The organism is Streptomyces sp. NPDC001027, assembly GCF_040299045.1.
In the GTDB taxonomy this organism is placed as follows: domain Bacteria; phylum Actinomycetota; class Actinomycetes; order Streptomycetales; family Streptomycetaceae; genus Streptomyces.
This window is the reverse complement of sequence record NZ_JBEPBI010000241.1, coordinates 1-11,489: the sequence shown is the minus strand read 5'-3', so window position 1 is coordinate 11,489 and position 11,489 is coordinate 1. Positions and strand designations below refer to the sequence as shown.

Sequence of the window (11,489 nt, the reverse complement as noted above, 5' to 3'; positions counted from 1 at the left end):
ATGGCGGCCATCCGGGCGACGTTGCGGTTGTCCTCGCCGGCCTGGTTGGCCGCGCCCCAGTAGACGTCGTCGACGCGGGCCGGGTCGAGCGCGGGCACCTCGGCGACGAGGCCGCGGACGACGACGGCGGCGAGGTCGTCGGGCCGGACGGAGGACAGGGCTCCGCGCAGTCTGCCGACGGGGGTGCGGCGGGCGGCCGCGAAGTGGACGGGGCGCACGACGGACTCCTTGGTTAGCACTGCTAGTTTTGGACTATAGACCCCGACGCCCCACCCTGGGAAGATCCCCGGACGCCCTCGTCGACGCAGCTGGAGCAGCGATGACCGCATCCGTCGTCACCGGTACGCACCTTCTCACCGGGACCCGCGGCACGATCGCCGCGCGTGAGTGGTCCCCGCCGGTCCCCCGCAGCCTCGCCCTCGTGGTGCACGGATACGGGGAGCACTCCGGTCGCTACGAGGAACTCGCCGGCGTCCTGACCGGGCACGGCGCGGCCGTCTACGCCCCCGACCACCGCGGGCACGGCAGGTCGGCCGGCGAGCGGGCGGTGATCGAGGACTTCGAGGACGTCGTCACCGACCTGCACGCCGTGGCGGAAGTCGCCCGGGCCGCCCACCCGGGCCTGCCGCCGGCGGTGATCGGGCACTCGATGGGCGGCCTGATCGCGGCCCGGTACGCCCAGCGCCACGGCGACGGTCTCGCCGCGCTGGTGCTCTCCGGCCCGGTGATCGGCGACTGGCGACTGCCGGCCCGGCTGCTGGCCCACGACGAGATCCCCGACGTTCCCGTCAGCCCGGCCGCGCTCTCCCGCGACCCGGCGGTCGGCGCGGCCTACGCGGCGGATCCGCTGGTCTGGCACGGACCGATGAAGCGGCCCACGCTGCAGGCCTTCGTGCGGTCCCTGGCGACCGTCGCCGAGCACGGCGGCGTCGGCGCGCTGCCGCTGCTGTGGCTGCACGGCGAGGACGACCGGCTGGTGCCGCTGCCCGGCAGCCGGACCGGGGTCGAGCGGCTCGGCGGCGGCGCGCACACCGAGCGGATCTACCCGGGCGCCCGGCACGAGGTGTTCCACGAGACGAACAGGGCGGACGTGTTCGCGGACCTGACCGACTTCCTCGACCGGGCCCTCGCCGCCTGATCCCGACGCCGCCCCCGAGGGAACGGCAGATCGGGGGACCGCGGGAATCGAGGGACCGGGGGATCGGGGAAAACTGCTGTTTGCAGCGGTACGCCAGGGGCACCCGCGCCTGCATGGAGTGGTTGCGCGTTGCCGCCTGCGCAGGCGAGGACCCCGAGCTGTTCTTCCCCGTGGGCACGGCCGGACCGGCCCTGCGGGAGGCCGCGGCGGCCAAGCGGGTCTGTGCCCGCTGCCCGGTGTGCGCCGACTGTCTGTCCTACGCCCTCGGCAGCGGACAGACCTCGGGCGTCTGGGGCGGGACGGGCGAACAGGAACGCGCGGCGCTGCTCCGTACCGCACCACACGACGCGACGAGGAGGAGCACCGTATGACTGTCGTGAAGAGCCCCCTGCCCGAGCCCGCCCGCCAGATCACGTTCGAGGCGCTGCAGGGCACCCTCGTGGATCTCCTCGGTCTCTCCCTGATCGGCAAGCAGGCGCACTGGAACATCGTGGGCCCCCGCTTCCGCTCGATCCATCTCCAGCTGGACGAGGTCGTCGCCGCGGCCCGCTCCTACGCCGACACCGTCGCCGAGCGGGCGGCCGCGCTGGGCCTGCCGCCGGACGGCCGCCCGGAGACGATCGCGTCCGCGTTCACCCTGCCCTCCCCGAAGGACGGCTGGCTGCGCGACGAGGACGTCGTCCAGGTGATCGCCGAGTCCCTGGGGGCCGCCATCGCACGGCTGCGCGAACGGATCGCGGCGACCGAGGACGCGGACCCGGTGACCCAGGACCTGCTGATCGGCGTCACCGCCGACCTCGAGAAGCAGCGCTGGATGTTCGAGGCGGAGAACTGGCCGCGCGAGAGCTGACCCGCGCCGCCCCCCGGAGAAAGGCCCCCATGACCGACGCACTCGAACTCGACGCGCTGTGGGAGGAGTTCCACCGCGCGGTGAACATGACCTCGCAGGAACTCGCCGCCTGGCTGCGGGTGCGCGACGCCGGCGAGAGCACGGAACCGCTGCCCGACCGGGCGGGCGACGCCACCGGACAGCAGGTGCTGGAGATCCTGCAGAAGCGGCGCACCGACCTGACCGACGACGACGTCCGCGTGATGTACCGGGTCGTGGACACGGTCGCCGCGCAGGCGGACGAGGAGAACGAGCCCGAGGCGCAGGACACGCGGCGCCGTCACCGCCTGATGACCATCGGGCACGATCCGCTCAGGCCGTAGGACCCGCGCCCGGCCGGCGTCGCGGCGTCAGCGGGCGAGCCGGGACAGCGCCGCCGAGACCAGGGTGCGCACGCCCGGCGCCAGCACCGACAGGTCCGGTGCGAACAGCGGACTGTGGTTGCCCGGCACGCCCGCCGCCTTCTCCCACACCCCCTCCCCCGGCGCCGCGTCCCACACCGGCGCCGGGGTCGACGTCACGTACCAGTAGTCGTACGGCACACCGTCGGGGGCGAGCAGGGAGAAGTCCTCGCTGCCGAGCGCCTGGCCGAAGTCGAACACCGTGTCCTGGCCGAAGAGTTCCCGGTGGACGGCCGCGATCTCGTCGTCCAGGGAAGGGTCGTTGACGGTGGTGGGGCAGCCGGGTCGGACGACGACGTCCGGCGGGCGCGGGCAGCCCGCGGCGGCGCACTCCGCCTCGGCGATCCGCCGGATCGCCGCGAGAAGACGGTCGCGCACCCGGGTGTCCCGGGTGCGGACGTTCACCCCCAGCCGCGCCTCGTCGGGGATGATGTTGGACGTCGTGCCGGCGTGGAAGCGGCCCACGGTGAGCACCGCCGAGTCGTTCGCGGCGATCTCGCGGGCGATCACCGTCTGCAGCCGGGTCACGACGAAGGCGGCGGTCACCACGGGGTCGACCGTCGACTCGGGCCGCGATCCGTGTCCGCCCACCCCGTGCACGACGACGTCCACGTCGTCCGAGGCCGACAGGGTCAGCCCGGGGGTGTGCGGGTAGAAGCCGGCCAGTCCGGGCGCGACATGCTGGCCGAACAGCACGTCGGGGCGCGGGAAGCGGTCGTGGACGCCGTCGGCGACCATCGCCGCCGCACCGCCCCCGACCTCCTCCGCGGGCTGCCCGACCACGACGAGCGTCCCGGACCATGTCTCGCGGGCGGCGGCGAGCGACTCGGCGGCCGCCGCGAGCCAGGTGACGTGCAGGTCGTGGCCGCAGGCGTGCATCACACCGTCGTGGGTGGAGGCGTAGGCGAGGCCCGTCGCCTCCTGTACGGGCAGCGCGTCCATGTCCCCGCGCAGCCACACCACCGGCCCGTCGCCGTTGGCCAGCACCCCGACGACTCCGGTGCGCGCCACGCCCTCCGTCACCCGGTACCCGGCCGCCCGCAGCCGCCCGGCCAGTGCGGCGGCGGTGCGGTGCTCCTGGAAGGACAGCTCGGGGTGGCGGTGCAGATCCTGGTAGAAGTCCTCCAGCCGCCCGGATTCCAGGTTCGGGGTGATCTCCCGGGCCAGGGCGGCGACGACGGCCGGTTCGCTCATTCCGCGCATGCGGCCACGTTACGCGGGACGCCCCGGCCCGGTCGGCCGAACGGCCTTGCCGCGAGCGGGCGCGCACGCGGACCGCCGCCGCACCGCCGTCCCCGCGCCGCCGTGCCCCCGCCCGGGCCGCGACCTGAGGCATGATCGAGCCATGACCGCCCCGAGCCCGCCCGGCCCCGCCGCCCCCATCCGGGTCCTCATCGCCGACGACCAGGACATGGTCCGCACCGGCTTCCGCTTCTTCCTCGACGCGCAGCCGGACATCACGGTGGTCGCGGAGGCCGCCGACGGCGAGGAGGCGGTGGCGCTGGCCCGCAGAGTGCGGCCCGACGTGTGTCTGCTGGACATCCGGATGCCGAAGCTGGACGGTCTCGCGGCCACCCGGCTGCTGGCCGGACCGGACGTCCCGGATCCGCTGCGGGTGGTCGTGGTCACCACCTTCGACCTGGACGAGTACGTGTACGGGGCGCTGCGCGGCGGCGCCTGCGGCTTCCTGCTGAAGGACTCCGGGCCGACGCTCCTCGCGGAGGCCGTCCGGGCGGCCGCCGCGGGCGACTCCCTGGTCTCGCCGTCGGTGACGGTACGCCTGCTCCAGCACCTGACGGGCCCGCAGACCACGCCGGCCGCCGCCCCGGTCGCGCTCGCGGACACGCTCGCCGAACCGCTGACCGAACGCGAGCTGGACGTCGTCCGGCTGGTCGCCCTCGGCCGGACCAACGCCGAGATCGCGGCCGAGCTCTACGTCTCCCTGTCGACCGTGAAGACGCACCTGTCGAGCGTCCAGCTGAAACTGGGCGCCCGCAACCGCGTCGAGATCGCGGCCTGGGCCTGGCAGCACGGGCACGCGCGGCCCAGGGCCTGAGGCCGCCGCGGCTTCACAGGCCCAGCACGCGCGTGACGGTGCGCAGCACCCCGTCGTCGTTGTTGGACGGCGCGAGGTGGCGGGCCCTGCGCACGACCTCGGGGTGGGCGTTGGCCATGGCGAAGGACCAGTCGGCGGCGTCCAGCATCTGCAGGTCGTTGAGGTAGTCGCCGAACACCATGGTCTGCGCGGGCGTGACGCCGAGCTCGTGCTGGAGGCGGCGCAGCGCGGCGCCCTTGTGGGCGGTGCGGTTCAGGACGTCGACCCAGTGCTCGCCCGAGACCACGACCTGGTGGGTCCGCGCGAAGGGCGCGAGCGCCGGGGCGGTGCTCGCCTCGGCCGACCCGAAGTCGTACAGGGCGACCTTGAGGACGTCGTCGTCGACGGCGGTGACGTCCTCGACGACCTCGTTGCGCAGGTAGTACCTGGCCGTCTCGGCCAGGAACGCCTCGTCGGTCCGCTCGACGTACGCCGACCGCTTGCCGCAGACCACGGCGCCGACGTCGACGCCGTCGGCCGCGAGCTTGCGCACGGCCTCCATGACCCGCACGACGACGGCGGGGTCCAGCGGATCCGAGCTCAGCTCCCGCCCGTCGCGCACGACGTACGCGCCGTTCTCCGCGATGAACGCCATCCCCTCGGCCGCGCCGGCGACCTCGGCGAAGTCCGCTGCCAGCGTGGCGTACTGACGTCCGCTCGCCGGGGCGAAGTGCACTCCGCGCTCGCGCAGCAGCGCCAGCACACGCCACAGGTCCGCGGGCGCCTTCTTCTCGTCGTCGAGGAGCGTGCCGTCCATGTCGGTGACGATCAGCCGGATGTCCGCGGGAGCCGTCGGCGGCTCGGCGGCCGCCTGTTCGGGGGCGTGCGAGTACGGCATGTGCTGCTTCCTGTAGGTGGACGACCGGATTTTCACCCTACCGGGGACAGCGGTGATCATCCGGCGGCACAATGGCGGCGAAGGCCCGGGGCACGGCAGGGCGCGGGCAGGACGCGGGAAGGGGCGGTCACGTGAGCGGGCCGGGACGGCTGGACACCAGCGTGGCGCACAACGCGCGGGTGTGGAACTACTGGATCGGCGGCAAGGACAACTACGAGGTCGACCGCGGCGTCGGCGAGCACGTCGCCGGGATGTTCCCGCTGATCCGGGAGATCGCCCGCGCGGACCGCTGGTTCCTCGGACAGGCGGTGCGGTTCCTCGCCGAGGAGCGCGGCGTGCGGCAGTTCCTCGACATCGGCACCGGGCTGCCGACGGCGGACAACACGCACGAGATCGCCCAGCGCGTCGCACCGGAGTCGCGGATCGTCTACGTCGACAACGACCCCATCGTGCTGGCGCACGCCCGCACCCTGCTGACCGGCACCGCGCAGGGCCGCACCGACTACATCGACGCGGACGTGCACGACCCGGCCGCCATCCTCGAACGCGCGGGCCGCTCCCTGGACTTCACCCGCCCGGTCGCGGTGATGATGCTGGGCATCCTGAACTTCGTCCTGGACGTCGAGGCGGCCCGGGACATCGTCCGGCGGGTCATGGCCGACGTCCCGTCCGGCAGCTTCCTGGTCCTCACGCACCCCACCCACGACAGCGAGGTGGGCGGCGAGGGCCAGATCCCGGCGATGAAGTTCTGGAACGAGAACGCCAAACCGCCGATCACCGCCCGCAGCGGGGAGGAGATCGCCGCGTTCTTCGACGGTCTGGAGCTGCTGGAGCCGGGCCTGGTGTCGTGCTCGCGCTGGCGCGGCACGGCCGACTCCCTCGCGGTGGTGCCGCAGTACGGCGCGGTCGCCGTGAAACCCTGACGGGCGTACGGGCACGCGCGCCGCAGCGCCGATCGTGGAGGACGTATGACCACCCTTGCCGATCCCGTCCCCGGCGGGCGTCCAGGAGACGTCGAGCGGGCGACCTCGCTCAGCGGGGAGCTGGCCGCGGCGGGCGTGCACGGCGTCGTCCTGGCCTACGTCGACACCGCGGGGATCGGCCGGGTGAAGGCGGTCCCCGCGGGCAGGCTGGCCTCGTCGGCGGCCTGGGGCGTCGGGATGTCGCCGGTGTTCGACACGTTCCTGGCGAACGACTCCATCGTCACGACCGATGCGCTGGGCTCGCCCGACGGCGATCTGCGCCTGTACCCGGACCTCGACCGGCTGGTCGTTCTGGCGGGCCAGCCCGGCTGGGCGTGGGCGCCCGTCGACCGCGTCACCCAGGACGGGGAGCGTCATCCGGGCTGCTCCCGCACGTTCCTGCGGCACGTCGTGGCGGACGCGGCCCGGGCGCACGGTCTCGCCTTCCGGGCGGCCGTCGAGATCGAGTTCGCGGTCGGCCTGGACTCCGCGCCCGCCGGCGAGTTCGTCCCGGCCGCCGCCGGACCGGCGTACGGCGCGACGCGGCAGGTCGAGCTGAGCGAGTACACGGCCGATCTGCTGGCCGCGTGCGCGGCGCAGGGCGTCGACGTCGAGCAGATCCATCCCGAGTACGCGCCCGGCCAGTTCGAGATCTCCGTGGGCGCCCTCGACCCGGTGGGGGCGGCCGACCGCAGCGTCCTCGTCCGCCAGACCGTGCGGGCGGTGGCCCGCCGTCACGGGCTGCGGGTCTCCTTCTCCCCCGCGGTCGTCGCGCAGGGCGTCGGCAACGGCGGCCACGTCCATCTCTCCGCGTGGCGGGACGGCGTGAACCTGCACGCGGGCGGCGAACGGCGGCACGGCATGACGGCCGACGCGGAGGCGTTCGCCGCCGGCGTCCTCACCCGTCTCCCGGCGCTGACCGCGGTCACCGCGCCCAGCCCGGCCAGCGCCCTGCGCCTGCGGCCCTCGCAGTGGGCGGGGGTGTACACCGCATGGGGTCTGGAGACCCGCGAGTGCGCGGTGCGCCTGGTGCGGGGCACCGCGGGCCGGCGCGCGGAGCAGGCGAACCTGGAGGTCAAGCCGGTCGACCTGGCCGCCAACCCGTATCTGGCCCTCGGCTGCCTCATCGCGGCCGGGCTGGACGGGGTGGCCGCGGGCGCGGTGCTGCCCGAGGAGAGCACCGGGGACCCGGTGCGGCTCGACGCCGGGGAGGCCGCTGCCCGGGGCGTGCGCCGACTGCCGTCCTCGCTGGCCGGGGCCGTCGCCGCGTTCCGCGCCGACGACGTGCTGCGCGCCGCCCTCGGCCCGGTCCTCGCCGACGCGGTGACCGCGGTGCGGCAGGGCGAGATCGACGCCGTCGCCGGGCTCGACGACGACCAGGTGGCCGCCGCGTACCGCTGGGTCTACTGAGATGGCAGGCCGGGCGGTCCACGAGGCGCTGGCGGAGCTGCGGCTGGTCGACCACCACTGCCACGGCGTGGTCACCGACCCGCTGGACCGGCCGGGCTTCGAGGCGCTGCTGACCGAGGGGGACGTCTGGCCGGGGTTCTCCACGTTCGACACGCCCGTCGGGACGGCGGTGCGCCGCCATTGCGCGCCCCTGCTCGACCTCGACCCGCACGCCCCCGCCGACGCCTATCTGGCCCGGCGAGCAGCGCTGGGACCGCGGGAGGTGAACCGGCGGTTCCTGCGGGCCGCCCGCACCGCGGTGTTCTGCGTCGACACCGGGTTCGCCCCGCAGCGCGTCACGACGCCCGCCGAGCTCGCCGCGGCCGCACAGCCCGCGGTCGCGTACGAGATCGTGCGGCTGGAGGCGGTCGCCGAGGCCGTCGCCGCGCGGGGCGTCGACCCCGACGGGTACGCCGACGCGTTCCGGGCGGCCGCGCTGGACGCGGTCCGGCGGCCCGGCGTGATCGGGGTCAAGTCGGTGGCCGCCTACCGGACCGGCTTCGACCTCGACCCGGCCAGACCCTCGGACGCCGACGTCACCGGGGCCGCCCGTCGCTGGCTTGCGGACGGCGGACGGCTCGCGGACCCGGTGCTGATGCGGCACCTGCTGTGGACGGCGGTCGATCTGGGGCTGCCCCTGCAACTGCACACCGGCTTCGGGGACGACGACATCCGGCTGCACCGGGTGGATCCGACGCATCTCACGGACTGGCTGCACCTCATGGCGGGCACGATCCCTGTGCTGCTCCTGCACTGCTGACCCTATCAGCGGCAAGCCGCCTACCTGGCCGCGGTGTTCGAGCAGGTGTACCTGGACGTGGGGCTCACGCTGCATCATGTGGGTCCCGTGCGAGCGCGGGCGGTCCTGGAGGAGGCGCTGGAGATCACACCGTTCCGCAAACTGCTGTACAGCTCGGACGCCTATGGTGTGTCGGAGTTCTACTGGCTGGGCGCGCTGGCCTTCCGCCGGGGTCTCGGAGAGCTGCTCCAGGACCGGGTGGACGCGGGCGAGCTGAGCCTGCCCGACGCGCTGCGGCTGGCGCGCCGGGCCGGAGCCGACAACGCCCGCCGGGTCTACCGGCTTCCCGACGGACACTGAAAGTATGATCGAACAATGTCTGACTTGACCGAGACCACGCCGGGTTGGCTGAGCTCCGACGAGCTCGAGATGGCACGCGCCCGTATGCCGATCCTGTACGTCGAGGCCGTGCCCGTGCGCGTCGACGACAGCGGCGAAGTCACCAGCGTCGGCCTGCTGCTGCGGATAGGGCCGGACGGCAACGTCAACCGGACCCTGGTGTCCGGCCGCGTCCTGCACCACGAGCGCGTCCGGGACGCCCTGCTGCGCCACCTCGAGAAGGACCTCGGCCCGGTGGCGCTGCCCCGGGTGCCGACCTCGCTGCAGCCGTTCACGGTGGCCGAGTACTTCCCGACGCAGGGCATCACCCCGTACCACGACCCGCGTCAGCACGCCGTGTCGCTGGCCTACATCGTGCCGGTGACGGGCGACTGCCGGCCCCGGCAGGACGCGCTGGACCTGGTGTGGTTCAGCCCTCAGGAGGCCGCCTCTCTGGCGGTGCAGAGCGAGATGCCCGGCGGACACGGATTCCTGCTCCGGCAGGCGCTGGCCCACGTCGGCCTCTCGGCCTCCTGACCGGGGTGCCGCCGGCCCGGCACGCGCTGGTCGGAGCCGCCGGGAGCCGTCCCTGCACGCTCGTGGTGTGCAGGGGCTGCTGTTGCGGCGACGGCGCCAAGCATCCCGGCTTCGACCACGCGTGGCAGCTGGCGCGGCTGCGGGCGGCCGCGGGCGCGTCGGGCGGCGGCTTCGCCGTCCGCACGACGGACTGCCTCGGCCCCTGCGACCAGGCGAACGTGATCGTCGTCCAGCCCTCGGCCGTCGGCCGTCGGGCCGGCGGCCGGGCCGCCTGGGTGGGTTTCGCCATGGACGACGACTGCACGGAGGAGATCCTGGCGTGGGCGGCGGCGGGCGGACCGGGCCTGGCAGACCCTCCGGCCACGCTGGAGCTCCAGTTCATCGACCCGCCCAGAGGCGCCCGGACACGCGGCCGCCGTCAGGGCGCGGCCCGCAGGTAGCGCCGCGCGGCGGGGCGACCGCGCGGGTGTGCGGGGACTCACAGCCGCCGCCCGGCCGGGGGCGCCGCAGCTCACTGGACGGGGACCGGGGTGACGAGGACGGGGACGGGGACGAGCGGGCCCGACGACGGCGCGCCGGTCCTCGACCTCAGTCCTCGTGTCCGGTGTTCTCGCTCGGCAGGAATCTCTGGCGTGCCCACAGGCTCAGCAGCGCCGTCGCCCCGGCCAGCAGCGGCACCGGGTCCCGCACGGAGGGACCCAGCGCGAATCCCAGCGCCGTGGCCGTGCAGACCGTCAGGGGGATGAACCCCGCCGCACCCTCCATCCCGCGCCGCAGCGCGGGCCGGGCGGTGCCCAGCGCGCTCGCCCCGCCGGGCACCCAGGGGCCGACGGCGACCACCAGCAGTCCCGCGGTGACGCAGACGTCGACCAGCTGACAGGACATCACCTCGGGGCCGTGCGGGCCGACCGTCCACAGTCGCAGGGTGTCGCCGATGAGCATCAGGCACAGCCCGGCGATCCCGACCCACAAGGTGGCTCTCCGGTCGCTCCGCACCAGCCGGCGCAGGGCGAACAGAAACCCGAGGAACACGATTTCGGCGGCCCACAGGACACCGACCATCCCCGTCCCCAGCCGCCTGCCGTCACCGGCGCTCCGCAGCAGCACCCATACGGTCATGAAGACGGCCCCCGCCGTGACGACCCCGTCGAGCACGCGCCGCAGCACCACACGCCCACCGGCGCCGGCATCGGCCGCGACCACCAGCCCGGCCATGCCCAGACCGACCGTCAGCGTCACCGCGGTGACCGTCACCGCACCCGGCAGCGTCCGCACGTCCCATCCGGAGGCCGCGGGCTGTGCCGACAGCACGGTGACCACACCCCGGTACACGCCCCCGGCGAGCGCGGAGCCCCCCAACAGCAGCACGCGCGTGCGCACCCGCCCGCCCGCTCCCCTCGCGCGGAGCATCAGGGAGGCCGCCAGCGTCCAGCTGCCGGCGGACGGCCCGAAAGCCATGATCCGCGCCGCCCCGCCGCCGGCCGCCCGGGTCTCGGCGAACGTCAGCACCGCGCCTGCCAGGCACGCCACGCCGACCGCCGCCCAGCTCCGCGTCCAGGTCCGTCGGCAGCGGCCCGCCCGCAGGCTGAGCCCCTCCGGCGACTTTCCCAACCCCGACATCAGGTGCGCCTTTCCACCGGTCCCCCGTCCGGGGACCTCTCCCGCGGTCCCCGGATCCACTCAGAAACCGTAGAGACTCCTCACCGTCCCCGACCGAAACCACCGTTCCGTTCACCCGTACCGCGTACGCAAGAGAAGCGAGTGACGCGCTGCCGTCCATGTTCCGATTCCCGGTCTGCACCGGCATCCGGCAGACCGCCTGACCGTGCCGACAGAGGGGCCGCTGACGCAGGGGCGGCGGGCCGGGGGCGCTGCGGGCCGGGAAATGAACGAGAGCCCTGCTTCACCGAAGTGAAGCAGGGCTCCGATCTACGACTGTGAGAAGAACTCCAGTCGGGACGACAGGATTTGAACCTGCGACCCCTTGACCCCCAGTCAAGTGCGCTACCAAGCTGCGCCACGTCCCGTTGCCCGCCTGACCTGGGGTTTCCCCTGGCCGAACG

Annotated in this window: 13 protein-coding genes, 1 tRNA gene and 1 pseudogene; 10 read left to right on the top strand and 5 right to left on the bottom strand. The window is 74.2% G+C overall.

The annotated features are described in order from the left end of the window. On the bottom strand, window positions 1-218 hold a 218-nt coding region (locus tag ABT300_RS36035), incomplete at its 3' end, for a thiolase family protein (protein ID WP_502978067.1). Between the two features lie 101 nt (window positions 219-319). Between ABT300_RS36035 and ABT300_RS36030 the strand changes: the two genes are divergently transcribed. The 4 genes from ABT300_RS36030 (at window position 320) to ABT300_RS36015 (ending at window position 2,350) form a co-directional block, all read left to right on the top strand. Beyond that, window positions 320-1,138 (top strand): alpha/beta hydrolase, encoded by an 819-nt coding sequence (locus ABT300_RS36030; RefSeq protein WP_351685057.1) that lies wholly within the window; start codon window positions 320-322, stop codon window positions 1,136-1,138. A 113-nt stretch (window positions 1,139-1,251) separates the two neighbouring features. Beyond that, window positions 1,252-1,509 (top strand): WhiB family transcriptional regulator, encoded by a 258-nt coding sequence (locus tag ABT300_RS36025; RefSeq protein WP_351685054.1) that lies wholly within the window; start codon window positions 1,252-1,254, stop codon window positions 1,507-1,509. Continuing rightward, window positions 1,506-1,988, top strand: a complete 483-nt coding sequence (locus ABT300_RS36020) for a Dps family protein (protein WP_351685052.1) — start codon at window positions 1,506-1,508, stop codon at window positions 1,986-1,988. The genes ABT300_RS36025 and ABT300_RS36020 overlap by 4 nt, the downstream gene beginning before the upstream one ends. 29 nt (window positions 1,989-2,017) lie before the next feature. Further along, the gene (locus tag ABT300_RS36015; RefSeq protein WP_351685049.1) at window positions 2,018-2,350 is read left to right on the top strand and encodes a DUF3140 domain-containing protein; all 333 of its coding nucleotides are present in this window, start codon (window positions 2,018-2,020) and stop codon (window positions 2,348-2,350) included. Window positions 2,351-2,377: 27 nt separating this feature from the next. Here ABT300_RS36015 and ABT300_RS36010 read toward each other — a convergent pair whose 3' ends face one another. Next, window positions 2,378-3,622 (bottom strand): amidohydrolase, encoded by a 1,245-nt coding sequence (locus tag ABT300_RS36010; RefSeq protein WP_351685059.1) that lies wholly within the window; start codon window positions 3,620-3,622, stop codon window positions 2,378-2,380. 151 nt (window positions 3,623-3,773) lie between these two features. On the opposite strand from ABT300_RS36010, the gene ABT300_RS36005 reads away from it, so the two are divergent. Beyond that, on the top strand, window positions 3,774-4,484 hold the full coding sequence (locus ABT300_RS36005; protein WP_351685046.1) for a response regulator: 711 nt from the start codon (window positions 3,774-3,776) through the stop codon (window positions 4,482-4,484). A 13-nt stretch (window positions 4,485-4,497) separates the two neighbouring features. Here ABT300_RS36005 and ABT300_RS36000 read toward each other — a convergent pair whose 3' ends face one another. Then, window positions 4,498-5,361 carry a Cof-type HAD-IIB family hydrolase gene (locus tag ABT300_RS36000; protein ID WP_351685043.1) on the bottom strand — a complete coding sequence of 288 codons (864 nt, stop codon included), beginning with the start codon at window positions 5,359-5,361 and terminating at the stop codon, window positions 4,498-4,500. A gap of 131 nt (window positions 5,362-5,492) precedes the next feature. On the opposite strand from ABT300_RS36000, the gene ABT300_RS35995 reads away from it, so the two are divergent. The 5 genes and pseudogenes from ABT300_RS35995 to ABT300_RS35975 all read left to right on the top strand — a co-directional run bounded on the left by ABT300_RS35995 (window position 5,493) and on the right by ABT300_RS35975 (window position 9,866). Beyond that, window positions 5,493-6,284 carry an SAM-dependent methyltransferase gene (locus ABT300_RS35995; RefSeq protein ID WP_351685041.1) on the top strand — a complete coding sequence of 264 codons (792 nt, stop codon included), beginning with the start codon at window positions 5,493-5,495 and terminating at the stop codon, window positions 6,282-6,284. Between the two features lie 45 nt (window positions 6,285-6,329). Continuing rightward, a complete protein-coding gene (locus ABT300_RS35990; RefSeq protein ID WP_351685039.1) occupies window positions 6,330-7,733 on the top strand; it encodes a type I glutamate--ammonia ligase in 1,404 nt (467 codons plus the stop codon). A 1-nt stretch (window position 7,734) separates the two neighbouring features. Beyond that, window positions 7,735-8,871: pseudogene (locus tag ABT300_RS35985) on the top strand (amidohydrolase family protein). A gap of 15 nt (window positions 8,872-8,886) precedes the next feature. Next, window positions 8,887-9,426 (top strand): NUDIX hydrolase family protein, encoded by a 540-nt coding sequence (locus tag ABT300_RS35980; protein ID WP_306947169.1) that lies wholly within the window; start codon window positions 8,887-8,889, stop codon window positions 9,424-9,426. 5 nt (window positions 9,427-9,431) lie between these two features. Beyond that, the gene (locus tag ABT300_RS35975) at window positions 9,432-9,866 is read left to right on the top strand and encodes a (2Fe-2S) ferredoxin domain-containing protein (protein ID WP_351685036.1); all 435 of its coding nucleotides are present in this window, start codon (window positions 9,432-9,434) and stop codon (window positions 9,864-9,866) included. A 148-nt stretch (window positions 9,867-10,014) separates the two neighbouring features. Here ABT300_RS35975 and ABT300_RS35970 read toward each other — a convergent pair whose 3' ends face one another. Together ABT300_RS35970 and ABT300_RS35965 are read right to left on the bottom strand one after the other, a co-directional pair. Then, the gene (locus ABT300_RS35970; RefSeq protein WP_351685033.1) at window positions 10,015-11,046 is read right to left on the bottom strand and encodes a hypothetical protein; all 1,032 of its coding nucleotides are present in this window, start codon (window positions 11,044-11,046) and stop codon (window positions 10,015-10,017) included. A gap of 333 nt (window positions 11,047-11,379) precedes the next feature. Continuing rightward, window positions 11,380-11,453 (bottom strand) — tRNA-Pro (locus ABT300_RS35965). Between the last annotated feature and the right edge of the window lie 36 nt (window positions 11,454-11,489).